The organism is Lelliottia nimipressuralis, from assembly GCF_004402045.1.
GTDB lineage: Bacteria > Pseudomonadota > Gammaproteobacteria > Enterobacterales > Enterobacteriaceae > Enterobacter > Enterobacter chinensis.
Map to the genome: position 1 here is coordinate 702,553 of NZ_SOMG01000030.1, position 25,472 is coordinate 728,024.

The 25,472-nt window shown below is 55.7% G+C and carries 21 protein-coding genes and 2 pseudogenes; 9 read left to right on the plus strand and 14 right to left on the minus strand.

From position 1 onward, the window contains the following. Positions 1 to 8 precede the first annotated feature (8 nt). Together E3U32_RS21020 and E3U32_RS21025 are read right to left on the minus strand one after the other, a co-directional pair. Positions 9 to 995, minus strand: coding sequence for a DUF979 domain-containing protein (locus E3U32_RS21020; RefSeq protein ID WP_134350346.1), 987 nt, complete (start codon positions 993 to 995; stop codon positions 9 to 11). Next, the gene (locus tag E3U32_RS21025; protein WP_023327494.1) at positions 992 to 1,714 is read right to left on the minus strand and encodes a DUF969 domain-containing protein; all 723 of its coding nucleotides are present in this window, start codon (positions 1,712 to 1,714) and stop codon (positions 992 to 994) included. Before E3U32_RS21025 ends, E3U32_RS21020 begins: the two co-directional genes overlap by 4 nt. A 199-nt stretch (positions 1,715 to 1,913) precedes the next feature. On the opposite strand from E3U32_RS21025, the gene E3U32_RS21030 reads away from it, so the two are divergent. Then, a complete protein-coding gene (locus tag E3U32_RS21030; protein WP_047348472.1) occupies positions 1,914 to 2,459 on the plus strand; it encodes a winged helix DNA-binding protein in 546 nt (181 codons plus the stop codon). A 2-nt stretch (positions 2,460 to 2,461) separates the two neighbouring features. On the opposite strand, the gene glgX is transcribed toward E3U32_RS21030, so the two are convergent. Genes glgX through treZ form a run of 3 tightly spaced genes read right to left on the minus strand, consistent with a single transcriptional unit; the run spans position 2,462 to position 8,805 of the window. Then, positions 2,462 to 4,537 carry a glycogen debranching protein GlgX gene (gene glgX, locus E3U32_RS21035; RefSeq protein ID WP_134350347.1) on the minus strand — a complete coding sequence of 692 codons (2,076 nt, stop codon included), beginning with the start codon at positions 4,535 to 4,537 and terminating at the stop codon, positions 2,462 to 2,464. Between the two features lie 15 nt (positions 4,538 to 4,552). Continuing rightward, positions 4,553 to 7,021, minus strand: coding sequence for a malto-oligosyltrehalose synthase (treY, locus tag E3U32_RS21040; RefSeq protein WP_134350348.1), 2,469 nt, complete (start codon positions 7,019 to 7,021; stop codon positions 4,553 to 4,555). Next, the gene (treZ, locus tag E3U32_RS21045) at positions 7,018 to 8,805 is read right to left on the minus strand and encodes a malto-oligosyltrehalose trehalohydrolase (RefSeq protein WP_134350349.1); all 1,788 of its coding nucleotides are present in this window, start codon (positions 8,803 to 8,805) and stop codon (positions 7,018 to 7,020) included. Before treZ ends, treY begins: the two co-directional genes overlap by 4 nt. 231 nt (positions 8,806 to 9,036) lie before the next feature. Between treZ and E3U32_RS21050 the strand changes: the two genes are divergently transcribed. From E3U32_RS21050 to E3U32_RS21060, 3 genes are all read left to right on the plus strand, one after another. Next, positions 9,037 to 9,789: a 5'-nucleotidase, lipoprotein e(P4) family gene (locus E3U32_RS21050; protein ID WP_134350350.1), complete on the plus strand. Its 753-nt coding sequence runs from the start codon at positions 9,037 to 9,039 to the stop codon at positions 9,787 to 9,789. 141 nt (positions 9,790 to 9,930) lie between these two features. Beyond that, positions 9,931 to 10,917, plus strand: coding sequence for an MBL fold metallo-hydrolase (locus tag E3U32_RS21055; RefSeq protein ID WP_134350351.1), 987 nt, complete (start codon positions 9,931 to 9,933; stop codon positions 10,915 to 10,917). Position 10,918: 1 nt separating this feature from the next. Beyond that, positions 10,919 to 11,830: a LysR family transcriptional regulator gene (locus E3U32_RS21060; RefSeq protein WP_134350352.1), complete on the plus strand. Its 912-nt coding sequence runs from the start codon at positions 10,919 to 10,921 to the stop codon at positions 11,828 to 11,830. Here the strand turns inward: E3U32_RS21060 and E3U32_RS21065 are convergent. Next, positions 11,821 to 12,705: a LysR substrate-binding domain-containing protein gene (locus tag E3U32_RS21065; RefSeq protein WP_134350353.1), complete on the minus strand. Its 885-nt coding sequence runs from the start codon at positions 12,703 to 12,705 to the stop codon at positions 11,821 to 11,823. The genes E3U32_RS21060 and E3U32_RS21065 overlap by 10 nt on opposite strands. Positions 12,706 to 12,815: 110 nt before the next feature. Between E3U32_RS21065 and E3U32_RS21070 the strand changes: the two genes are divergently transcribed. The 3 genes from E3U32_RS21070 to E3U32_RS21080 all read left to right on the plus strand — a co-directional run bounded on the left by E3U32_RS21070 (position 12,816) and on the right by E3U32_RS21080 (position 16,022). Continuing rightward, on the plus strand, positions 12,816 to 14,303 hold the full coding sequence (locus tag E3U32_RS21070; RefSeq protein WP_134350354.1) for a UbiD family decarboxylase: 1,488 nt from the start codon (positions 12,816 to 12,818) through the stop codon (positions 14,301 to 14,303). Positions 14,304 to 14,434: 131 nt separating this feature from the next. After that, positions 14,435 to 14,722, plus strand: a complete 288-nt coding sequence (locus tag E3U32_RS21075) for a VF530 family DNA-binding protein (protein WP_134350355.1) — start codon at positions 14,435 to 14,437, stop codon at positions 14,720 to 14,722. Between the two features lie 7 nt (positions 14,723 to 14,729). After that, complete coding sequence (locus E3U32_RS21080) at positions 14,730 to 16,022, plus strand: glycoside hydrolase family 10 protein (RefSeq protein ID WP_134350356.1); 1,293 nt, start codon at positions 14,730 to 14,732, stop codon at positions 16,020 to 16,022. Between the two features lie 40 nt (positions 16,023 to 16,062). Here the strand turns inward: E3U32_RS21080 and dsbG are convergent, their stop codons facing one another. The 7 genes and pseudogenes from dsbG to E3U32_RS21115 form a co-directional block, all read right to left on the minus strand. Continuing rightward, a complete protein-coding gene (gene dsbG, locus E3U32_RS21085; RefSeq protein WP_134350357.1) occupies positions 16,063 to 16,821 on the minus strand; it encodes a thiol:disulfide interchange protein DsbG in 759 nt (252 codons plus the stop codon). 41 nt (positions 16,822 to 16,862) lie between these two features. Next, a complete protein-coding gene (locus tag E3U32_RS21090) occupies positions 16,863 to 17,477 on the minus strand; it encodes a DsbA family protein (RefSeq protein WP_134350358.1) in 615 nt (204 codons plus the stop codon). Between the two features lie 7 nt (positions 17,478 to 17,484). After that, positions 17,485 to 19,509, minus strand: a complete 2,025-nt coding sequence (locus E3U32_RS21095) for a protein-disulfide reductase DsbD family protein (RefSeq protein ID WP_134350359.1) — start codon at positions 19,507 to 19,509, stop codon at positions 17,485 to 17,487. A gap of 48 nt (positions 19,510 to 19,557) precedes the next feature. Next, positions 19,558 to 19,929 (minus strand): hypothetical protein, encoded by a 372-nt coding sequence (locus E3U32_RS21100; protein ID WP_134350360.1) that lies wholly within the window; start codon positions 19,927 to 19,929, stop codon positions 19,558 to 19,560. 87 nt (positions 19,930 to 20,016) lie between these two features. Beyond that, positions 20,017 to 20,577, minus strand: a complete 561-nt coding sequence (locus tag E3U32_RS21105; protein ID WP_134350772.1) for an RNA polymerase sigma factor — start codon at positions 20,575 to 20,577, stop codon at positions 20,017 to 20,019. A gap of 5 nt (positions 20,578 to 20,582) precedes the next feature. After that, the gene (locus tag E3U32_RS21110; protein ID WP_134350361.1) at positions 20,583 to 21,002 is read right to left on the minus strand and encodes a hypothetical protein; all 420 of its coding nucleotides are present in this window, start codon (positions 21,000 to 21,002) and stop codon (positions 20,583 to 20,585) included. Positions 21,003 to 21,276: 274 nt separating this feature from the next. Further along, positions 21,277 to 21,414 (minus strand): annotated as a pseudogene (locus tag E3U32_RS21115) (phage baseplate assembly protein V); the annotation flags it as partial. 229 nt (positions 21,415 to 21,643) lie between these two features. On the opposite strand from E3U32_RS21115, the gene E3U32_RS21120 reads away from it, so the two are divergent. Both E3U32_RS21120 and E3U32_RS21125 read left to right on the plus strand, forming a co-directional pair. Continuing rightward, positions 21,644 to 22,504 carry a hypothetical protein gene (locus E3U32_RS21120; protein ID WP_134350362.1) on the plus strand — a complete coding sequence of 287 codons (861 nt, stop codon included), beginning with the start codon at positions 21,644 to 21,646 and terminating at the stop codon, positions 22,502 to 22,504. Between the two features lie 552 nt (positions 22,505 to 23,056). After that, a complete protein-coding gene (locus tag E3U32_RS21125; RefSeq protein WP_166790967.1) occupies positions 23,057 to 24,016 on the plus strand; it encodes a colicin-like pore-forming protein in 960 nt (319 codons plus the stop codon). Positions 24,017 to 24,727: 711 nt separating this feature from the next. Here E3U32_RS21125 and E3U32_RS21130 read toward each other — a convergent pair. Next, positions 24,728 to 25,389 (minus strand): annotated as a pseudogene (locus E3U32_RS21130) (replication endonuclease); the annotation flags it as partial. Positions 25,390 to 25,472: the final 83 nt, after the last annotated feature.

Consider the following 25,472-nt stretch of genomic DNA (forward strand, 5'->3'; position numbering starts at 1 on the left):
ACAGCTCCTTAGCGAAACACGAGGAAATACATGAGGAACACGTTCACCACCAGCAGGGTTAACGCGGTCGGGATCTGGATCTTGATTACCTGATATTTATCTTTCAGCTCCAGCAGCGCGGCGGGAACGATATTGAAGTTCGCGGCCATCGGCGTCATCAGCGTGCCGCAATAGCCCGCGTACATGCCAATCGCCAGCAGCGGCGCCGGGTTGCCGTGATGCACGTTGATCAGGAACGGCAAGGCGATACCGGCGCTCAGCACCGGGAAGGCCGCAAAGGCGTTGCCCATGATCATGGTAAACAGCGCCATCCCCACGCAGTAAATCACCACCAGCATGAAGCGGCTATCCGGGTTCACAAACAGGCTCACCACTTTTTGCACCGAGTCGCCCGTGTTCGCCACCACGAAGACCCCGCCGAGCATGGCCAGCATCTGCGGCAGGATCACCGCCCAGCCGATGGTATCGACAAGACGACGAGACTGGCGAACCGCATGCAGCGGCGTGCCTTTGGTAAGCCACCAGCCGGTGAGGATCGCCGCGACGCAGGCCACGCAAAGCGCCGCCAGGGTAAGCTGTTTCTGATCGAGCAGGAACACGCCGCCAATCGACACCCCCTTCAGGAACAGGGTGCCGATAACCGTCACTACCGGGATCATCAGCGCAGGCAGGAACAGCCAGTTTTTGAGTCGATGTGACGACGCGACGCGCTCCTCCTCGGTGGACATTTTATAGTGCCCCTTCCCGACCAGGCCAAAACCCGCCAGCAGCGCGATAGCGATGACGCCGCCGCCGATGATCCGGTACGCCAGGGATTTACCAAGCTCCTGCACCATCAGGTCGCCAAACAGGAAAATCCCGCCAAACAAGAACCAGAACAGCGCGGTGGTAAAGCGTTTAGGGTTGGCGCGATCGCGCAGGGTCATCACAACCAGCAGCATCACGACAAAGCCAATCAGGTAGTACACGCGGTTAATGGTGATAAGCGTCATCATTGCGCAGCCTCCTGCGTACCCTGCTCCGCGCGCCAGGCCATCACATCGCGACGGATGCTGGCATCGAGGCGCAGCAGGCGCGTCATATGAATAACCAATGCCGCAATGGCGGTTGGGATAGCCCACAGGCCGATATGCAGCGGTTCGATGCCCTGAATACCGTTCTCTTTCAGGAACGCGTCAATCAGCAGCACCGCGCCAAAGGCAATAAAGATGTCTTCCCCAAAGAAGACCGCGATGTTGTCACACGCGGCGGCATGGGCTTTGATTTTGTCGCGAATATGCTGCGGCAGCTCGCCGTATTCATTCAGCGCCGCCCCTTCGGCCATCGGGGCCAGCAGCGGGCGTACCGTCTGGGCATGCCCGCCCAGCGACATCAGCCCCAGCGCGGCCGTGCCTTCACGCGCCACAAAGTAAAGCATCAGAATACGCGCCGAAGTGGCGCTGGCGATCTTCGCCACCCAGGCCTGCGCTCGCTCTTTGAGTCCGTAATATTCCAGCAGACCAATCACCGGCAGGATCAGAATGAAGGTCGCCAACGATCGGCTGTTCACGAACTTCTCGCCGAAGGTCTCCAGCAGCATACCGAAATCCATACCGACCAGCAGACCCGTCGCCAGCCCCGCCACCACGACCACCAGCAGCGGGTTGAAGCGCAGTGCAAAACCAATAACCACGATCGGTATCCCGATCAGCGGCAACAGCGTAGTACCGTCCATAACGTTTACCCTATCCAAAGTGAGCGTTGCGCGCCGACGGCTATTTTTTTAATTTGCGGCGAGCGATGTTGTGTTTTTCGTCAGGTTTCGGAAAACCTGCGCTAAAAAGCTATATCTGAACCTCAAAAACATGTAAACAATTTATCAATAAAATGTTCTTATTTTATCGATGAGTTTACATTTCTGGCTAAGGAACGTTATGACCTCAGAAAAGAGTGCTACCCCCCATCACGACGATATCAACGACGGCCGGATCGTCTCTTCCCGCCATCTGGTCTCTGAGCGCTGCGCGGAACTGTCAGAGCTGGAATACGCGCTGATCATGACCAGCAACGCCTTCAACAAATGGATGGTGCGCTGCATGACTGCAGCGGGCGAGCCCGACATGGGCGCCTTTGACGTCTCGCTGCTCCATCACGTGAACCACCGCGATCGCAAGAAAAAGCTGGCCGATATCTGTTTCGTTCTCAACGTGGAAGATACCCATGTGGTGACCTATGCCCTGAAAAAGCTGGTCAAAGCGGGCTACGTGACGAGTGAGAAAGCGGGCAAAGAGCTCTTTTTCTCCACCACTGAGGAAGGGAAAGCGTTGTGCATGAAGTACCGGGACGTGCGCGAAGCGTGTTTAATTGCGATCCACGCGGAGAGCGGCATTGCCGGGAAATCGATCGGAGAAACCGCGCAGCTGTTACGCACGATCTCCTCCCTGTATGACACCGCCGCCCGCGCGGCGGCATCACTCTAAGGCTAAGGACGTCGGAACAGGGTAATGCTGCGTCCGGCCAGTTCGTACTCGACGGTTTCGGTGATCGCTGTCCCGGCGGCAGCCTCATCCGCCGTGGACAGTTCCAGCACCCATCCCCCCTCGCCAAACTGCGGGATCTGGAACGGCACGGTGCCTTCAAACGGGTTGAACAGCATCAGCACGTCGTGCCAGATGCCTTCCTCCTGTTTGAGATCCGGTCTGCTGATGGAGACCCCGAGCGTCGAGCCTTCATCCCACTGCTCGGCCTGCTGCGCGCCGCCTCCGGCATTGAACCAGCGGATCTCCAGCCCGTCGCGCCAGCTTTCACGACGCAGCAGCGGTTGCGCGGCGCGAAGAGCAATCAAACGGCGGGTGAATTCGCGCAGCGTCGCGTCGTTTTCGGACAGCCCTTTCCAGTCGATCCACGAGATCTCACTGTCCTGACAGTACCCGTTATTGTTGCCCTTTTGCGATCGGCCAAACTCATCGCCCGCCAGCAGCATCGGCGTGCCGTGTGAAAATAAGAGCGTGGTCAGGAAATTACGCTTCTGCCGCTCGCGGGTGGCGATGATGTCCGGGTTCTCGGTTGGCCCTTCTTCGCCGTAGTTGTATGACCGGTTATCGTTGTGGCCGTCGTTATTGTCCTCGCCGTTGTCGGCATTATGCTTTTCGTTGTACGACACCAGGTCATTCAGCGTAAAGCCGTCGTGGGCGGTGATGAAGTTGACGCTGGCCCATGGACGACGCCCGCGCAGGTCGTACAGGTCGCCTGAACCGAGCAGGCGCGCGGCAAAGTCCGTGGAGACGTTGTCCCCCTTCCAGTACTCGCGCACGGTGTCGCGGTATTTGTCGTTCCACTCGCCCCAGCCCGGCGGGAAGCCGCCCACCTGATACCCGCCGGGGCCGATATCCCAGGGTTCACCAATCAGCTTCAGGCGGGATAACACCGGATCCTGGGTTATGGCGTCGAAGAAACCGCCGCGCGGGTCAAACCCTTCGGGCTCGCGACCCAGTATCGTCCCCAGGTCGAAGCGAAAACCGTCAATGTGCATCGATTCTGCCCAGTAGCGCAGGGAATCCATCACCATTTGCAGCACGCGCGGGTGCGAGGTATTGACCGTGTTTCCCGTGCCGGTGTCGTTGATGTAATACCGGTGCTGGTCAGGCAGCGTGCGGTAGTAGCTGTAGTTATCAATCCCTTTAAACGAGAGCGTAGGGCCAAGCTCATTCCCTTCCGCCGTGTGGTTATACACCACGTCCAGAATCACCTCGATGCCCGCATCATGGTATGCGCGCACCATATCGCGAAAGCCCTGGATGCCCGCGGGGCCGTAATAGCGCGACGCCGGAGCAAAAAAGCCGAGCGTGTTATAGCCCCAGAAGTTCTTCAGGCCACGGTCGAGCAGGTGTTGATCGTCCGGGAACCAGTGAACCGGCAGCAGCTCAACCGAGGTAATGCCAAGACTCTTGATGTAGTCGACCGAGGCTTTGTGTCCCATCCCCTCAAATGTTCCGCGCAGCTCGGGCGGAATGGCCGGGTTCATCTGGGTAAAGCCCTTCACGTGGCTCTCATAGACAACGGTATGCGACCAGGGCACCTTCGGCCGGTTGATGTCCTGCCAGTCAAAGGCATTCGGGTCGATGACCTTGCATTTCGGCGTGAACGGCGCGCTGTCCCGCGTATCAAAGCTTAAATCTAACTCGTCATGCCCCAGCTCATAACCGAAATGGGCGTCGTTCCAGTCGATATCGCCCACCAGTTCACGCGCGTAGGGGTCGATAAGCAGCTTATGCGGGTTGAAGCGGTGACCGTTTTCCGGGTCGTAAGGACCGTAGACGCGATAGCCGTACAGCGCGCCGGGCTGCAGATCGGGGACGTAACCGTGCCAGACCTCATGGGTATATTCCGGAAGCGTCAGCCGGGCGATTTCGGTTTTCCCGGACGGGTCATACAGACAGAGCTCCACCCGCTCGGCGTGAGCGGAGAACAGCGCGAAGTTAACTCCCTTCCCGTCATAATTCGCCCCCAACTGCTGGCCATGACCGGCCCGAATTTCAAACGTAGTATCCTTTGCCATTTTCGTTCTCCACGATTATTCGCAGGTTAGCAGAACCAGTACACATCCCTTTTCTGACGTTAAATCCAGCGTCTTTTGCAGAATGCGGCTTTCACCGCTGAACAGATCCCGATAGCGTTTCCCGGTCAGTTCTTCCGGTATCGCGACCGTGGTATTGACCCACAATTTGTCGTTACCGGTGACGTCAAACACCAGACGCGGCACGGCAACAATCAGCGCCTCATCGTCCTTAACGCGCGCATAAACAATCAGATTCTCCTCGCGTTCGCCGGTGACCTTAAGCGGCAGCCAGTCGCCGTAGCGGAAAAGCGTCGCGTAATGCGGCCGAAGCCGTAACAGCGTGGCGGTAACGAACTGTTTTACCCGCCCGTCCCGCCAGCAGGCCGGGTTGTCAAACAGGCCGGCATCCGCCGCGCTGAGGTTTCTCACCAGGGCCGGGAAGTCCGGCTCCCGTCGGTTATCCGGGTCGACAAGGCTGAAGTTAAGCGCCTCGCTGCCCTGATAGATATCCGGCACGCCGGGAGCCGTCAGCTTGATTACCGTCTGGCTAAGGCTGTTCATCAGACCGGCCCGGATAAAGGGCTGCATCGCCTCGCTAAAATCATGCAGGAACAGGGTGTTGTCCGGGGAAAGCAGGTGCCGCGCGTAGCTCAGCACCACGCTCTCATAGCTCTCGTTGCTGTCGATCCAGTCGGTGCGCTGTTTCGCCTCGCGCAGCGCTTTCTCAAGGAAGCCGAGGAAACGCCCTTCCAGTGATTTCAGCCCGTCGGCGTCGTCCGGTGACAGCGTGGCGGGCCAGACGCCCGCCAGCGCCTGATAGATCATCCAGGTATCGGCGGCGTTCGGCGCGGTACCGTCATTGAGAAAACGCACCTCGGTCTGGTTCATCTGTCGCCAGCGGGCCAGGTTTTCACCCCACCGTTCCGGGGCTTCCGTCAGGGTGTAAAGACGCGCCCGGGCATCTTCCCCGCGCTTGGTATCGTGCGTGGAGGTGCCCAGCAGCGCATCGGGCTGGCGGGCAAGGCGAATGCGCATCTCCTGGTGAAAGCGGGATAGCGAGAACGCGCGCGGCGTCGGGTCGGCGCCCACTTCATTAAGCGCCAGCTCCAGGTTGTGGCGAAAGAACAGCGTGTCCTCCACCGACTTCGCCATCAGCGGCCCGGTGAGCTGCTGGAAGCGGGTTCTGAAAAGCGCGGCGGATTCGCGGCACGCGTCCGGCAGGTCGCCGGTAAGAATGCGCACGATCAGGCTCAGCGCCGCTTCGGAGGTCTCCACGCTGGCGACCACGCGGTTGAGCAGCGCCACGTCCGGCGGGGTTAATCCCTCCCGGGTGCCATAGGTGCGGTACACCGGAAATGCGATAAGCAGTTCCCGAAGCGCGTGACGGATATCGTCGCGCGGCAGCGCAACGTCATTGCGCTGGGCCAGATCGGCCGCAATCGTTAACAGCGTGGTGAATTCGCCCTCAAAATTACGATCGGTCATCAGGCCTTTGGCATCCCGCAGTTCAGCGTGGCGATCGACCGTAACCCCCAGCGTTTCGTCGTGGATTTTCTCCAGGCGCGGCAGGTTAGCGTCGTCGACCAGCACCTCCGCCAGCGAGGCGATAAACTCGTAGCCGGTGGTGCCGGATATTGGCCAGTCTGCAGGAAGTTGTTCTCCCTTCGCGAGAATTTTCTCGACCGTGATGTAACAGTCGGGTCCGGTTGCCTGCCGCAGGCGCTGCAGATAGCCCAGCGGATCGGCCAGACCGTCGATATGGTCAATACGCAGGCCATCCACCACGCCCGCGTGGACCAGCTCAAGGATGAGACGATGCGTGTCGTCGAAGACCGCGTCATCTTCAACCCGAACGCCGACCAGGCCGGTTATTTCAAAGAAGCGCCGCCACGAGAGCTGCTTCGGCGCTTCCCGCCAGGACATCAGGCGCCAGCTTTGCGCGTCGTGCAGCTCGGCAATGCTCTTCTCCTCGCTGTACGTGCCGGGGTTGAGCGGATACCCGGCGTCATAGTAGACCAGCGCGGCCTTATCCGTGACAGGGTCACGTTTAAGGGTGATGGCTCCCTTCTCCAGCTCTGCCTCAAAGGTGTCGCCGAGAAACGGCAGCGTGAGCGGCCGTGACCAGTCAATATCAAAATACCGGGCATAGCGGCTCTGCTTGCCGTGCTCAATCACGTCCCGCCACCAGGCGTTTTCCAGCGAGGTGGACATATGGTTCGGGACAATATCCAGAATCAGCCCCATGCCGGCCTGCCTGAGCGCCGCGGCCATGCGGTCAAACCCGGCTCGACCGCCGATGGCGGGGTCAATTTCATTCGGGTTGGTCACGTCATACCCGTGGGTAGACTCTTTTGTGGCGGTAAACACCGGCGAGGCGTAGAGGTGGCTGATTCCGAGATCCTTCAGATACGGCACCAGCGCGACGACGCGGTCAAAGGTCATGCCATTACGAAACTGAATACGGTACGTAGCGGAAGGGATCATAACGATGCTTCTCCATCAGCAAAGCGAACGACAATACCGTTCGGGGGTAAAACGTCGTGGTTCTCCGGCCAGGCAAAGCGCGTCTCCCCCGCGAGAGCGGGCAGCGCGACGGGCTTCGTTCCGATATTGAGCGCCAGCGAGAGCGTTCCCGACGGGAAGCGCCAGCTCACCGCCACCATGCCGGGCGCGGTCCTGAGCACCTGGCCCTTAACGGCGCCGCCCTGATGCAGAAGCGGAACGATATAGCGATGGCGCAGCGTCAGCAGGTGGCGCGTATAACGCAGCCACGTTTTGCCCTCGTCGGTGGCGATTTTATTCCAGTCGAGCTTTGAGCGAACAAAGGTGTTCACGTCATTCGGGTCCGGGACGGTTTCATCGTGCCCGACATGGCCGGTAAACTCTTTCGCGCGCCCTTCCCGCACCGCGTTTGCCAGATCGCCGTGAAAATCGGTAAAGAACAGGAACGGATGCGTTTCACCAAACTCCTCGCCCATAAACAGCAGCGGGATATGGGGAGAAAGCAGCAGCGCGGCAAGCAGCACCCGCGTCTTATCGGCACCCGCCAAGGTGATAAGCCGCTCGCCCTGGGCGCGATTCCCGGTCTGGTCGTGGTTTTGAATAAAATCGACGAAGAACTGCGGTGGCTGCGTGTGGCACTCCACCCCGCGGGATTCACCGGTTTGCAGAGATACCTCGCCCTGGTAGACAAACCCTTCGGCCAGCGCCCGGGCGAATTTTTTCTCCGGTTCAAAGGCAAAATCCTGGTAGTAAGCGTGGGTCTCGCCGGTGGCAAACACATGGGCGGCATTGTGAAAGTCATCGTTCCATTCGGCGGTAAACAGCGGCGTGTTGCCCTGTTCATCCCACGGGTGCAGGAAAATCACGTTGCGGCTGTCTTCCGTGGTCAGGTGAACGTGTCGGTGCGGGATCGCCTCGCGGATCTTTTCGGCTATATCCTGGAGAACGTGCGTATCCGAGGCGTCTTTAATCTGGTCGATGGCATCAAAGCGCAGGCCATCCAGACGATATTCCGTCAGCCAGTAGAGCGGCGCGTCGGTAATGTACTGCCTGACTGGCTCCGCCTCATAGGCGATGCCGTTGCCCCAGGGCGTCGTGCGATCGGCCTCGAAAAACGCCGGCGACAGCAGCGGCAGATAGTTCCCTTCCGGGCCGAAGTGGTTAAGCACGATATCCAGCACCACGGAAAGCCCCAGCCCGTGAGCAGCGTCAATAAACGCGTGGAAATCCTCCGGCGTGCCGTAGGCGGCGTGCGGGGCATACAGCAATACGCCGTCATACCCCCAGCCGCGGGATCCGCCAAACTGGGCGACGGGCATCACCTCAAGCTGGGTAATACCGAGCTCTGCCAGATAAGGCAGTTTGTCGATGGCCGCCCGGAAGGTGCCCTCGGGGGTGAAGGTGCCGATGTGCAGTTCGTAAATGACCGTCTCTTCCCACGGACGCCCGGTCCAGTCGCGGTTGGTAGGCTGATAGCGTCGCGGATCGATAACCACGGAGCGCCCGTTAACATCCCCCTTCTGGGCGCGCGACGCGGGATCGGGCACCGTCATGCCGTCCTGCAGGACAAACTGATACTCTGCGCCGTGCGTGACGCCGGGTACGTCTGCCTGGAACCAGCCACCGCCCACTGCCGTCATCGGCACGTCGGCGGCGGCCAGACGAAGCGTAAGTTCTTTTTGTCCTTCTGCCCAGACGCGAAAACGTACAACGTCATCGGAAATAAACTCAGCACCCCACTGCTTTTGAAATGTCCTGAATTCCATTCATTGTCCTCGAATGACCCACATTTTACGCGGAACGAAGTACAAGCTTAGTTCAGGATCAAAAGTGTGTTAGCTCAGCGGATTTAACCGCTTCGTTCAGGATTTACCGCAAAAAGACGAGGTCGCCCTGTTCTGCTATGACATGCTGGCCTGGCAACGCGACCTTCATATTTCTGTCATTGAATTTCACTACGCTTTGCGGATTTTAAACAAGGCGTTGAGGAAAGAAGCGTGAATTTTATGGCGAAGGCATTACTGCTGGCATTACCTGTTTTAAGTACAGCGGCGACGGCCGCTGAGCGCAACCTGTGTGAACCCAAAACGTACGAAATGGCACTGCGCTATCAGCAGAAATCGGCAGAGATTATGGCCCTTCAGCTGCAGACGTATCGGTTTGCCACCGAGCGTTTTAATGAAAAGTTAAAAGACCTGAAAACGCCCGAAAATTACGCCGTGGTGATGGACCTGGATGAAACGGTACTGGACAACACCCCTCTGCTGGTGCGCGACGCGGAACAGTGTCACGACTTTACAAAATGGGACACCTGGAGCGACTGGGAGAAACAGGGAAAACCCGGATTAATCCCGGGCGCGAAAGTGTTTCTGGACCATGTAAATCAAAGCAAGGTTCGTATCTATTATGTCTCGGATCGTATGCAGGAAAATAAAGCCGATACGCTCAGGACGTTAAACGCCCTTGGACTTCCGCAGGTGTCCGACGAAAGCGTGCTTCTGGATACGGTCAGCAAGGAAGAGCGTCGCCAGAGCATTCTCAAAAAGCAGCAGATCGTGATGCTGTTCGGCGACAGCCTGCCGGATTTCGCCGTGCAGTTTAAAAACAAAAAGCCGAGCGAGCAGCAGCGCGAGCTGGTTGAGGCCAGCAAAGCACACTTCGGCGATGACTGGATTGTGCTGCCTAACGCCGCTTATGGCGCCTGGTCCAAAGCCACGCCGGACAGCTGGAACGCACCGCTGAAAAAATAACGTCTTACGGGCCGGGAGAGGCATTACCGCCCCCCGGCTTTTCGGTTGTACCATTCATCACGTTTATAGGTCCTATCATTATTAGGCAGGTTCTTATAATTTTACGGAGAAGTAAGATGAGCGCTTTCAAAGGAGACTCGTATGCTTACCGTGAAAAAACTTGCTCTGTCCACGCTGATTTCCAGTTCATTGCTTTTCTACCCTGCGCTGCAGGCGTTTGCAGAGACGCCCCAGCACGTCGTTAAACAACCGGCGGGCGGATACAGCGTTCAGGTTGGCGATGTTCTTGTCACCTCGTTTACCGACGGGAGCGTCGCGCAGGATCTGCACAAGCTGCTGCGCCGGACAACGCCGCAAAAAATTGATGCGCTGCTCGCGAAAAACTTCCAGACCAACCCGGCCGAGGTGTCCATCAACGCTTTCCTGATTGCGATGCCCGGGCATAAAATCCTGGTGGATACCGGCTCAGGCCAGCTCTTTGGCCCCGGAAACGGCGGACGTCTGATTGAGAGCCTCGCCACGCAGGGGATTAAACCCGAGGACATTACTGAAGTTCTACTGACCCACGCCCACTCCGACCATTCTGGCGGCCTGGTGAAAGACGGCAAGGCGGTGTTCAGCAACGCGCGCGTTTTCGTTGGCAAACCGGACATCGACTTTTTCTTTAACAACGACAATCAGAAAAAAACCGGCTACGACAAGAACTACTTTACCGTCGCGCAGAAGACCTTAAAGCCCTATCTTGACGCCGGCAAAGTGGTGCCGTTTAGCGGCACCTCTGACCTTCTTCCAGGCATTACTGGCACGGTTCATCCCGGCCATACGCCGGGTTCAGCCTTCTACACGCTGACAAGTAAAGGCGAGAAGATCACCTTTGTCGGTGACATCATTCATGCCGCGGCGGTCCAGTTCCCGCAGCCTGACGTGACCATTACCTACGATGAAGATCAGAACAAAGCAGCAAGCGTGCGCGAACATGCTTTCGCGGAATTTGTGAAAAACAAAGACCTGATTGCCGCGCCACATCTGCCGTTCCCGGGTATTGGCTATGTCAGCAAAGGCGAAAACGGCGGCTATGTCTGGGTCCCTGTGACCTATACCAACCGGGACGCCAGCAGCGCGAAATAAGATGACGCCCATCAATGACATGGACATAGACCTGATCCTGACCCTGGACGCCCTGCTTCAGGACAGGAATATCACCCATGCGGCCGCGCGGCTGGGTATCAGCCAGCCCGCGATGTCCGCCCGTCTCGCGCGTCTGCGCTCGCTCTTTGGCGAACCGCTGTTTATTCCCTCCCCACACGGACGTGGGGTGTTACCGACGCCGAGAGCGGAAGCGCTCAAGCCGCAGGTAGAGAGCGTGTTGCGCGGCATCAGTGCGATGTTTGCCCCCACCACCTTCGAGGCGCAAACCAGCAGCCGGACCTTTGTTATCGCGCTGCATGAAAACCCGGCGCTGATGCTGGGCACCGAGCTGCTTAACCAGGTGGGCACTGTTGCCCCCGGCATCCGCCTGCGCTTCGCCCTGCCGGAGATGGCTGACCTGCCGCAGCAGCTGGAAAACGGCGATGTGGATATCTACATTGGCGTGAGCGCGGGCGCACATGACGGATGGGTGAGGCGCAAACTGCTCGACGACGCGTTTGCCACCGCCCAGCGCAAAGGCCATCCGCGCGGGACCGGTGCGTTAGATCTGGAAAGCTACTGTGCGCTTTCTCATCTGGTGGTGTCATCGGCGGGGGATCCGTTTACCGGCTTTGTCGATCAAACCCTGGCCGGACTGGGCTACCAGCGGCACGTCGCCATGTCCACACAGAGCTATGCCGTGGCGCCTGCGCTTGTTGCCGGTACTGACCTGGTGTGCACCCTGCCGGAACGGATGCTGCGACGGTTCGCTACCACGCTGGATATCTTTGCGCCGCCGCTGCCGCTCCAGCCGATTACCATCAACATGTACTGGCACCCGAAAAACAGCCAGGATCCGGCGAGCGTGTGGCTGCGCGAGCAGCTGCTGCAGGCTGCCGGACGTCAGGTGTGATCGAGGGTAAGCAGAAATTTTTTAAGCACTTCTGAGCGAATAATTCGGTGGCAAACCAGCGTTAGCTCGCTCTCCCGCAGCCGGTCGAGGATGTCCACGTAGACGACGTTCTCAACGCTCACCGCCTTTGCCGAGGCGGGAAGCAGCGCCAGGCCAAACCCTGCCGAGACCAGGCTTATCACGGTGGGCACATCGGTCGCGTTTTGCACCACGTCCGGCTGAAAACCCGCCCCGCTACAGGCGTCATAAAAGTACTGTTCCAGCCCCATCCCCTCCGGGTCGCGCAGGGAGATCCATTTTTCGTCTTTCACCGACGAGAGCGTCAGCGCGGAAGATCCCGCCAGCGGATGCTGACGATACAGCGCCAGCACCGTTTTCTCTGAGGTGAACGGGCGGCTTTGCAGATCGTCAGGCAGCGACGGCAGCGGCGCTCGAATAATGGCAACATCCAGCTGGTTACTCTGCACGGCGGCGTAGAGCGTTTGCACATTTCCCGTCACCAGCGACATGGTAATGGCCGGCCAGCGCGTATGCATCTGTCGCAGCGCGGCGGGCAGCCTGCCGTCGAACATTGCGCTCGACACGCACCCCAGGTTTAACACCCCCTGCTCGCCCCTTGCCGTTTGCCTGGCGTCCAGCACCGCCTGCTCGGTCAGGGAGATGGCGAGCCTGGCTTTCACCAGAAACGCTTCGCCAGCGGGCGTCAGGGTTAAGCGGCGGTTCGCCCGGCTAAAGAGCATGACGCCTAAACGTTCTTCCAGCGCCTTGATTTGCTGACTCAGCGCCGGCTGCGCCATATTCAGACGCTCAGCGGCCCGGTGCATGTGTAGCTCTTCGGCCACAACGATGAAATGGCGCATCTGACGAAACTGCACGGAACGCCTCCTTTTGATATGAATTTACTTATCAATTTAGCAGTAATGATGCAATTGATGCTATTGGTCATTGCCATAAAAATGGAGGTATTCAACCGAGGGAGGAAAATATGGAAAACGAGATCAACGATCTCCGCAGCGCCATCGCTCTGCTGCAGCGCCACGAAGGGCAGTATCTTGAAACCGATCATCCGGTCGATCCCAACGCGGAGCTGGCGGGGGTCTACCGTCATATCGGCGCGGGCGGCACGGTAAAACGTCCAACCCGTACGGGACCGGCGATGATGTTCAACAGCGTGAAGGGCTATCCGGGCTCCCGCATCCTGGTGGGCATGCACGCCAGCCGCGAGCGCGCGGCGCTCCTTCTGGGATGCGAGCCCTCTGAACTGGCAAAACACGTCGGCCAGGCGGTGAAAAAGCCGGTGGCACCCGTTGTTGTCCCTGCATCCCAGGCACCCTGTCAGGAACAGGTCTTCTTCGCAGACGACCCTGACTTCGACCTGCGCAAACTGCTTCCGGCACCGACAAACACGCCGATTGATGCAGGCCCGTTCTTCTGTCTGGGGCTGGTGCTGGCAAGCGATCCTGAGGATAGCTCGCTGACGGATGTCACCATTCACCGCCTCTGCGTCCAGGAGCGTGACGAGCTTTCCATGTTCCTTGCCGCCGGTCGTCATATCGAAGTCTTCCGCAAAAAAGCCGAAGAGGCCGGAAAACCGCTACCGGTGACGATCAATATGGGGCTCGATCCCGCCATCTATATCGGCGCGTGCTTTGAGGCGCCCACCACGCCGTTTGGCTACAACGAGCTGGGCGTCGCCGGGGCGCTGCGCCAGCATCCGGTCGAACTGGTGCAGGGCGTGGCGGTAAAAGAGAAAGCCATCGCGCGGGCGGAAATCATCATCGAAGGTGAACTGCTTCCGGACGTGCGCGTCAGGGAAGATCAGCACACCAACACCGGCCACGCGATGCCGGAGTTCCCTGGCTACTGCGGCGAAGCGAACCCCTCGCTGCCGGTGATCAAAGTGAAAGCCGTGACCATGCGTCATCACGCAATCCTGCAAACGCTGGTGGGACCGGGAGAAGAACATACCACGCTGGCCGGTTTGCCGACGGAGGCCAGCATCCGCAATGCCGTTGAAGAGGCGATTCCGGGTTTCCTGCAAAACGTCTATGCGCATACCGCGGGCGGCGGTAAGTTCCTCGGTATCCTGCAGGTGAAAAAACGCCAGCCGTCAGACGAAGGGCGTCAGGGCCAGGCGGCGCTGATTGCCTTAGCCACCTATTCGGAGCTGAAGAACATCATTCTTGTGGACGAAGACGTGGATATTTTCGACAGCGACGACATCCTGTGGGCGATGACCACCCGCATGCAGGGAGATGTCAGCATCACGAATATTCCGGGGATCCGCGGCCACCAGCTGGATCCATCGCAATCGTCGGATTACAGCACCTCGATTCGCGGAAACGGCATTTCCTGCAAGACCATCTTCGACTGCACGGTGCCGTGGGCGCTGAAGGACCGCTTCGAACGGGCGCCGTTTATGGAAGTGGATCCGCGTCCGTGGGCACCGGAACTGTTCAGCGCCAAAAAATAAACGGACTTTTCCCTTTTCTTCACCTCTCCGGGGGTGAAGAAACCTCACGCTAAAATTGCCGCTTCCCCTGCTTTCTTGTACCCTTTCAGCGTTTACCCCAATCCCCTAAAAATCGAGACATCCGGACGCCTATGACTGCACATATTTCCAAAGATCCTTTGCATGGCGTAACGCTGGAGATGATGGTCAACGCCCTGGTGGCAAAATATGGCTGGAGCGACTTGGGCGACCGAATCAAAATTAACTGTTTCAGAAAAGATCCCAGCGTTAAATCGAGCCTGAAATTTCTGCGCCGTACCCCGTGGGCGCGCGCGGAGGTTGAAGCCCTGTATCTGGACTCTCTCGACGATGAGGGAAGCACGAAGCAGGAGGCGCCCGCCTTTGATCCCTGGGCCAACAGTCGGATTATCAAGAGCTAATACGCAAATGACGCGACACGTAAAACGGATAGGTGCGCTGACTGCCTGCGCACTTTTACTTGTGAGCTGCTCCTCAAAACCACCCAAATCACTGGTTACCCCCCTTCCCACCGTGAGCAAACCGACGCAGCAGGCAAACGAGCCGATGCGCGGGATCTGGCTGGCGACCGTCTCTCGCCTAGACTGGCCACCGGTAGCCTCGGTGAACGGCCGCAGCGCTGACCAGCGCATCGCGATGCAAAAGCAGGCGCTGACCAGCAAGCTCGACAACCTGAAGCACCTCGGCATTAACACGGTATTTTTCCAGGTGAAGCCGGACAGCACGGCGCTCTGGTCATCAAAAATTTTACCGTGGTCAGATATGCTGACGGGCAACGTCGGTGAGTATCCGGGATACGATCCGCTGCAGTTTATGCTCGATGAAGCGCACAAGCGCGGCATGAAGGTGCATGCCTGGTTCAACCCGTACCGCGTGTCGACCAACACCAGGCCGTCAACCATCGCCGCCCTGAACCGGACGTCATACCAGACCCCGTCCAGCGTCTATGTCCAGCACCCGGAGTGGGTGCGCATCTCGGGCGACCGCTTTGTGCTCGACCCGGGCATTCCGGAAGTTCGCGACTGGATAACCCGGGTGGTCACCGAAGTAGTGGCGAACTACCCGGTAGACGGCGTGCAGTTTGATGATTACTTTTATGCCGAATCGCCGGGATCCGCGCTCAATGACGCGCAGACCTGGCGGCAGTACGGCCAGGGATTTGCCTCAAAAGCCGACTGGCGAAGACACAACACGCAGCAGCTGATCGTCCAGGTTTCCCGAGCGATTAAACAGACAAAGCCCGACGTGGAGTTTGGCGTCAGCCCGGCGGGGGTGTGGCGTAACCGTTCTTTTGACCCGGCAGGCTCCGACACCCGCGGCGCCGCGGCCTATGATGAATCCTACGCCGACACGCGTCAGTGGGTGCAGCAGGGCCTGCTGGACTACATTGCTCCGCAGATTTACTGGCCCTTCTCGCGGGATGCCGCGCGCTACGACGTGCTGACCAAATGGTGGGCCGACGTAGTGAAGCCGACCCACACTCGCCTGTATATCGGCATTGCGTTCTACAAGGTGGGCGAGCCGTCGCGAAATGAGCCGGACTGGACGGTTCAGGGCGGCGTGCCGGAGCTGAAAAAACAGCTCGATCTCAACGATTCGCTGCCCAACGTCAACGGCACGATCCTGTTCCGGGAAGATTACCTGAACCAGCCGCAGACGCAGCAGGCGGTGAACTACCTGAAAGGACGCTGGGGTAGCTAATGAACATCAGGCAGAAACGCCCCGTTTCTGCCTGTTTTTTTTACGGCTTCGGCCCGAACATCGCCTCAAGCTGCTGCGCATCCGGCATACCGACCACCTGCTGCAGCTCATTATCCGCATTCATGTAATAAATGGCCGGCGTGGCGTTAGCGCCCAGGCTGTCCATCAGCGTCTGGTGTTTCTGCAGTATCGCTACCGTTTCGCGGGAAGCCTCACCCTCTGGTTTCGGTAATTTTTTCCCACCGGAAAGCTCGTATTCGCGCCAGGCCGCAACCGGATCCTTCGCATTCAGGATGGCGGCGGCGTTACGTCCGCTGTTGGGGTTGAGGAACGCCACCAGCAGCGTGTTGAGCTGAACCTTACCCGCTTTCACCCACGGCTGCGCCTCGGACCAGAACTGTTTGCAGTACGGGCAGAACGGATCGGCGAAGACAAAAACTTTACGCGGGGCGTTATCCGCCCCTTCCTTCAGGGGATGCGCCGCGTTGAGCGTCTTCCACATTTCGCGTCCCATCGGGGCGTAGATCTCTTTCTGGAAAACCCCTTCGCTGAGGTTTTTCCCTTTGTCATCGTACAGATAACCTGAGATCACATGCTTGCCGTCCGGCGTTAAAAACAACGTGACGCCCATGTCCTGATACTGCCCCAGCCAGGCTGGGGCACCACCGGGCGCATCCAGCTTCTTGATGATTTTAATGTTCTGCTGTTCGCTGAAGTGCTTCACCACGTCCGGTATGGCTTCAGCCGCCTGTACCAGCCCTGACGTCGCCAGCGCCGAAAGTAACAGTAATTTTTTCATTTCCCTCTCCGGGTTGTCGGGGGCATTACGCCCCCTTCAGGTTAGCGGTTTTTCAGTGCGTCACTGACCATTTCATCGAACTGCTCGAAAGGCACCCAGCCGGGAAGCAATCCCTCACCGATAAGCGTGGCGGGCGTTCCCTGGATCCCCATTTTTTCCGCGACGATCAGGCTGCGCTTAATTGTCATTAGACTCTCCTCATCCGGCGTCGTGACGCTCACGCCCGCGCGCTTTTGCGCCTCCTGAATGCTGGCGTCATCGTGGTACCCCTTCTTCGCCATCAGGGTATGGTTCAGTTTCATAAACTGCCCGGGATCCTGACGCCAGAGCGTTAGCGCATCCCGCGCCGCGGTCAGCGAACTTTCCGAGCGGAAAGGTAAAAACTTAAAGACCACCGCGACGTCCGGGTATTTTTCGACAATCTTCTCCAGGTACGGATCGAATTTTTTACAGTACGGACAGTTGTAGTCGGTAAACACCACCAGGGTGAGTTTGGGATTTTTCGCGCCGATGCGCGGGGAGTTCGGATCGTTAAACAGAAAATCATACACCATCTTCTTCTGCGCGCGCTGCTCCTGGTCCGGCGTCAACGGCTGGGCAGCAAACACCTGAACCGGGGCCAGCAGGAGCAGAAACGTAATAAGGAATTTTTTCATAACACATTTAACCTTTTGCGTTGTTCAGGGTGGTGACCAGGGTGCGCTTGTCCAGCAGCGGCGAGAGGATTTCTCCATCAGGCAGGCCGGGGCCATAAACCGCGTTAAACGGAATGGCGTAGCGATTTCGCTTCGCCAGAAACTCCGCAATAAGCGCGGAAGGCTGGCTCCAGTCTCCGCGCAGGGCCACCACGTCCGGCTGGCGCAGGGCGGCAATGATGTCCGGCTGATTCAGTACCCGATGCTCGTTAACTTTGCACGTCACGCACCACTCGGCAGAGATATCCACGAATACCCGTTTCCCCTGCACCAGCGCCTGCTCGATGGCTTCCTCACTGAGCGGCTGCCACGAGATGGTCTGTGCGGTATTTTGCGCCAACGCGTCAGGCGGCGCGTTAAGCAGCCCGCGCACCTGATACCCGCCGAAAGCCGACAGCGCGATGACGACGAGCCAGAACAGCGGCGAGGACGCCTGACGCTTCATCACGAACAGCGCCAGCGCGACGGCGACCAGAATCAGCATCACGGCCTGAGCGGACGTGTCGCCCAGATGCAGGCTCAGCAGCGACGCCAGCCAGAAGCTGGAGGCCAGCATCATCAGGCCGAGAACGATTTTTAGGGTGTTCATCCAGCGCCCGGGTTTAGGCAGCAGCAACGCCGTTTTCGGCACCAGGGCGACAAACAGCCACGGCAGGCTCATGCCCACGCCGAGCATCAGGAAGATGAGCCACAGGGAGTGCAGCGGTGCGCCAAGGGCAAAGGCGACCGCGGTCCCGAGGAACGGCGCGGAGCACGGGGTGGCCAGCAGCGTGGCGAACATCCCTTCGCAGAAACTGCCGCTTATCCCCGCTCCCCCTGCCGTTGCCAGCCGTCCTGCGGCGACGGAGGGCAGCAGCATCTCAAACGTTCCAAACAGGTTCAGCGCAAACAGGAAGGTGACGGCGACCATCAGGCCGATAAACCACGGGTTCTGGAACTGAATGCCCCACCCCAGCGTCGACCCGGCCAGCTTCAGCGCGGTGACCATCGCGGCCAGCAGCATAAAGGAGGTCATAATCCCGGCGCTGGTTGCCAGAAAGCGCAGCCTGATGGTGCGGCTGTCCGAGCCCGCGTGCAGGATGCTGTTTAGCTTCATGCCCATTACCGGCAGTACGCAGGGCATCAGGTTCAGGATCAGCCCGCCCAGCAGCGCAAACAGCACCATTTTGCCGGTCCCGTCAGGCGCAGAGGGTGCTTCGGGCGTTGCCCCAACGGTGAGTGAGGTTTGCTGCGCCTGACCACCGTTGGTCAGCACAAACGACAGCGCTTTGCCCTTCAGCGAGGCCGGCTTATCGCCCCATTCATCGGTGACGGGCACCGTTACCCGAAGCCGGTTACCGTCGTGCGTAATGACCGGTTCGCCGGGCAGAATGTCGCCCTCCAGCGGGTCAAAGTAGATCCCTGGATTGTCCCATTTCCCGTCCGTCGTGCCGGTAATCACCAGTTTGTCGCCAGAGAGCCAGGCGGACAGATCTGTGGATACGCCTGACGTACCGGGAACGGCGCGCATCGCTTGCTCGAATTCGCTACGGAAACCGTCATCCGCCGGCTGGGTAAAATCGAGGTGCAGCGGGTAGTCCGTCAGCAGACAGACGTTGCTGCAGGTGGAGAGCGTGAGCGTCCCGTCGAGCGTGTCGTTCTTCACCCCGTCGAGCGTAATCGGGATTTGGACCCTATCGTGATAGCCCTGCGTGGTCATGCCGGAGATATCGAAGCGCGACGGGACCGGCCAGGACCAGCTATCCGTCACGCCTTCCGGCCAGCTGATTTTCGGCGCCACGCCGCCCTCGCCCGGCGATCGCCAGTAGGTTTTCCAGCCGGGCTTTAGCTCAACGGTGAGCAGGCCCTGAATGCGGTTGTTTTCCCTCTCCGCCTGAAAGCGGATGCGGGCGTGATCGTTTTGGGGGGAAACCAGCCAGCCCGTGTCCGCCGCATGGACAATGCCAATGCAGGACAGCCACAGGAAGACGAATCCCCTGAAGAGGTTAACCATGTTTTACTCCGTGAACAGTGAAAAATTATCGTGCGGTGACGATGATTTTCATTCACGGAAAACGCAGTTTTTCAGGTGTATTCGGGGAGGCGGTGCCTGAACGGGCTGTTCTGCGGGAGCAAATGCCCGCCCTTGCGTAAACAGCTGCAGCAGCGCGAAGAAGATAATAATGGCCGGTAGCGCACCGTCGAAGAACAGCGGCTGCGCGCAAAGCAGCGAGTGTGCGCCCAGCTGACAGGGCGACGGGCCGGACTGTTCAGTGGTGCTGCTTTGAGCCGGGGCATCTGCCACCAGAGAAATCTGCGGATCCAGTCCCTGTAAAAAATGGTTGAGCATCACCGCACGCTGCACGAGGCAAAGCGCCATCGCGAGACAGGTGACGATCAAAAGCCATTTTCCGAGGAGCTGACGGTTGCGCATAACATTCCAGAGTAACAAGACGCCCCGATCATAAACGATAGTGATGAATCTACAAGTGGCGGAAGTGTAAGGTTTTGTCTGTCGCCGCTATTCGCCCGTCAGGGCGTCATAGACGTCCCGCAGTCGCGTGCGCAGAAACAGCACAGCCTTGTGCTTGCGGGATAACAGCGCCTGTTCGCTGGCACCGGTCTCCTCTGCCAGCATTTTAATGCTGTAGCCGTGAAGTTCGGTCTTCTCAAACACCTCGCGCTGCGGCGGCGGCAGTTCAGACAGTGCCTGCCCCAGCTCTTCCCACAGCAGCGTTTTGAGGTACTCCTCTTCCGGCGTGTTCGGTACGCCGAACAGGGTTTCGGCCAGTTCGTCCTCCGGGAAACCCTCTTCGTCTTCGCCCGTAAAATAGCCGGTGAGCGACACCTCGCGCTTTTTACGCGCCCGATCGGTCATCTCGTTACGCGCCGCCCGAAACAGCCAGGCGGCGACGTTTTCGACCGGCTGTTCCACTTTCATCAGCTGATACGTCACTTCCTGCAAAATGTCGTCGGCATCATCGCGGACGGACGTCCGCCCGCGAATGAAGGCTTTCAGCCGGGTGCGGCAGGCATTGAGCGCCGACATCAGCATAGAACCGCCCGCCTCCCCGGTTTTCATTTCGCTCACTCTGCTTCCGGCGTTTTTGGCGTGGCGTCGTCGCGTTTATCGTCACGATGACCGTGCCAGCCGCAGTGCCCGCGACCGTGGCGACCAAACCCTTCGCGACGCTGCTGAATAAACGCCTCGCGCTGTTCGGGCGTCATGTTCATCCAGCGCTCGTGCATCCGGCGGTGCGCGCCAAACATTCCGGGGCGGAAACCTAACCCGCCAAACAAAATGCGGCTCAGCACCAGAATGCCCAGCGCCTGCCAGAATCCAATCGCTTTCACGCCAAGGATGGCCGGAAGTAAGGCGTTCCACAGGGTCATTACCAGCAGGCCGAGCACGATGAAAATCACCGCGCCGATGACTAAACCCTTGCCCATACGGTGGCGACCAAATCCGCGTCCGTGACCTCTTTCGTGCATATCAAAATCTCTCATGGTGTTTACCTCGTTTACAGTAACTGATTATGGCTTGTGATGAGGTAGACGGATGAGGGAGGGAAATATTGCTGGGATGAATGAAAATTTTTTATGCTGTCGGATTTGGACTCATAGCTGTTAGAGCTGGCGGGCGCTATGAGTCTCCTTCAGACCATCATTTTTTTCGAAATGAAGTCGCTAGTCTTCGCTTGACAGAAAAGGAGAAAGGCGCGAGTAAATGGCATAAAAAGACCGGCATTATGAGTGCTGGTCTTGTGGCTTAATTCAAGCCACGACACAGCCCCTCGTCATGGTCGACGTCGGTCACGATACCGGTGCGGATAAGGTTGCGGATCGCGCGAGCGATTTCCTGCAGAGAATATAGATTATTCATGGGGAAATTTTGCCGCCAGGCAAGGCCAGCGGCAATGCAACGATGTTTTGTGGTTGTTGTGACAACGCTCAGAGGGTGAGGTGTTTGATTATCAGCATCTAGACAAGCTGTTTAGCAACACATATTTACCTACGAACGCACTAGCGTCGCCGCTTCACCCAATGTTCACCTTATTTATTTTGTTGGTATTTCTCTTTGTTAAACATTATCTTTACTGCAACCTTCAAATTCTCTCGGATAAACTAAAAGACACTAAGGAACGAAAATGGCCGAACAAATTTCAAGATGGGTGATTAGTTTTATTACATCTGCGGGGGTACTGACGTTGCTTGCATTCCTAACACGTTCAACGTTGGCTAAATTCTTCACTAAATCAGTAGAGCATCATTTCGAGAAAAAATTTGAAAAATTTAAGGCTGAGATACGCGACAACGAAAAGGAGCTAGAGCAAATCAGAACATTCATGAGTTCTGCACGAAGAGACCGTGATTCAGCACTTCAATCTAAACGCTTCGAGGCTGCAGAAAGTTTACTACGTGCACGTCAACTTATATCTGAATTTTCGGGTTTGGCTGAGTACTTAAAAATTCTTAAAGTTGATGAAATAATAAAAAGCAACTCCGACCCCAAAATAACAAACTTCATTAAAACATTAACTGACCCATTCAATATAGATGAAAAATTAAAAACCTTTAAAGAGATCGACAGAACTCTCCCAAACTTATACCTTAACGAGCGAACAATAAAAACCTTTGAGGCATACGAGTCAATTATACTCAATGCTGTAACAATTATGAAATTACTGTCTCTTTCCGGTTTAAAAATCGACCCAAATCTATTTAATAAAGAAAAAATGAAAGGCATGATTATTGATCTTTACCCACAATCTCAAGCGGGATTTGAGCAATATGGAGACAATCATGTTTTCCATTTGACCATGTATTTTTATACGCAAATTTTGAATGAGCTCAGAACTGAACTTCTCGGGACTGGTAACATGATGAAAGACACTGAGGCCGCTGCTAATCTTGCGAGAGATACACGCAATGCACATATGAATATTATAAACTCCCTCGAAAACAATGACATCCCCGAAAGCATAATAAACAATCTTGATTCTAAATAGGAAGGAAAATTATATTCCCTAACGTGTGCGTGATTTCCTGCAGAAAATTTAGACTATTTCCGGGGGAAGGATGCCGCCGGGAGAAGCCAGCGGCAATTGAGGTGGAGTTTATCAGTTATGACACAGAGTCAATGAACTACTAATAGAATTTATTAATGACTTTCATGTATTCTTTTTGAGAATCAAGATATTTACACAGTTTCTTATCATGTTATATTTTCAAGCCCGCAGAACTCTCCTTAACAGCAATTACTGTACTTAACACCGAAGAAATTAATAGCTAATGCAACTTAATACAAAAGTCCTTTTTGCTCGACTATCCATACATGTTCAATTAATATCTCACCGCATAATAAGAAACCTAATAGTTTACCATCACTGATTTAACTTAAAATTCATCGTTAAGTGAAGCCATCTTCGTCAAAATGAAAAATCCCCTTAAAAATCTTCACTAAGATTTATTTATCTGATATACAGAACTAAGTACCATACATCGCCACTATGTATTGGTATAGCAAAAATATAACTGTAACTTTCAAAAAGGATAGAATTATGGCTTCAGGATGGGATAAAGACGGCAACTACCGAATTGAAATCAATGGTAGATGGGATCACGGAGGAACAGGTGGAAACAGTGGAAATCACAATGAAACATTGCCTGGAGGCACTACAGACTATCCCAACACCTTGGGATTCCCTCCCGTTAATAACGGAGATTGGTTTAAGAAAGTACCCAAATGGGATGTTATTAGTCTGGGAGAGGGTAAAACAACCAAAGGCATAAATACTAATGTATATATAACGCGCATTGAGAACTACGTTTATAAGATTTATATCGACACAACCGGTAGAGTTCTCCAGGTTGACTATGTTAACTGGGAAAAAGATTTGGAGAATCGCGCTCCAGACTATCAACAACAAACCCCATTTAGAGCCAGAGAAGAACAAGCCAAGAACCTTGCCGTAGACGTGAATAACGTAATAGGCAAGGCTGCTGATTTTTATAAAGAAATCACTGCTAAATTTAGTGATAGTTTGTCAAAGCAGGCTCAAAGCCTTGCAGAAACTGCGAAAGGTAAGAAGCTAAAAAATGCAGGTGATGCATTAAGAGCTTTCAATAAGTACAAAAACGAAATAGACACAAAGTTCAGTGCAGCGGACAGAGCTGCAATAAGCCAAGCTTTAGAATCGGTTAACCGTGCCGAGTTATCTAAGACATTAGCTCAATACAGCAAAGTATTTGGCATAGTCTCATATTCTGTTAATGGCTTAGGTCTATATGACTCTTACAGAAACGCTGTTAGAACAGGACAATGGGGGGGCTTTTATACTGACGTAGAAAAATTGTTGGCTGGAATGGTCGCTTCAGAGTTAGTAGCTTTCGCCTTTGGGGTTATGGCCACAACAACGATGGGAATTTTAGGTTTCGGTTTGATAATGATAGTTATGGCAGCACTTGTTGATAAATTAGATTATGATTCATTTAACAAATCAGTGCTAGGTTTGATTTAAGCCCTACCCCCAGATATAGACACATTGTTTTATCTGGGGGACTTTAGTAAGTTCTATTTCTTTATAAAATAAAGAATCGATATTGGAAATGCGAGAACGAGGCAAATAAAACCCACAGAACGATTCCAGTGAGGAAGCGAAACAAATTTTTTATTTAACGATTCAATGAATAAACGAGCAAATGGATAAGTTATTATGTTTACTATAACAAAAAGCAAAAACCATTTATCATAAAAGATAGAGCTTCCATTTTGCGAAAAAGACAAAAAATAAATCAAAGAATAAAAAGCAACTGGGTACACTAGCCGTCTTAAATATCTCATTCGCCCCTCGCATTTGATATGGAGTTTTTATATATGATATCACACTTTGTTAAATACATGCTACATTAAATCACTAGCATTTTTCGTTTGCTTCAACTATCTAATTTAAGATAAAGCATCTCACCGAGCTCATTGTTCCACATCAGAGACACTGAAAAAAAAATTTAAGCACCAGTGACGTTCGCTAGCATCAGTGGACTGACGGGTTACAGCTTAATAGCTAGCTACCCAATCTGGCGACATCATACTCATCAAGCGTCAATAAGACGTGTACTATCCCTTTTTTATCGACAAGGAATATAATACCCACTGATTTATCCCCTTTTGGGTCACCTAAATCCATCCACACCAGTAATTATCTGTTTGAATCAAAAACCTTTCATAAAGCTCACTCCATTTGAGTTGAATTTCCAGGCCACTCATCAGCAATCGCGTATTTGAATTTTTTATCGCCATAAACCACCGTCGCCCCACGCGCCAGCGCGTCGAGTTCCCACCGTTCCGGGGTAATCCCCTCCTGAGCCAAATCGAAACGAATTTTTGCAACGTGATCCCTTTCGAGTTTTGTCATCCTGGCTGATGGTGCTTGCTCGCTCGCTTTGAGCGGCGCATTGCTTCTTTGCTGGCGATTTTTTCGCGGCGCGCCAGCTTTTAACGCGTTGTTAAGTACCTTTACCACGTCTGGCTCATCCCAGACGATAACCCCGCACTCAATCAGATTTAACACCGCTGCGGCTTGCTCAGACGGTGTGGGGGTCATAACTGGATAGCCAGCGCCGGTGAGCTTTCCACAGTTATTGACAGGACTCCGAGGCGTGAAGGTCAAAGGCTCAACAGCCAAAACCTTTGCAACAATGCGCCATTCAGCTATATGGGTTACATGGACACGGTGAGCCCCGAGGTGATGGTCATAAATACCGACCACCCTCTCGATATCTTACGGGCGACCATCAAGGCCTGAGCATTACGCGGCATGTTTGCATCACCCTGCGCGATGATGTATCACTCAAAATCACTCTCATCTGCAGCACCTCGCGCAGCCTCTAGCCGCTTTATATGGCTTTTGACTGCTAGTAGTAAAACGTGAAGCCTTGTCTGGCACGGCTTTCCCGTTACGCCAGACATTAAAAAGG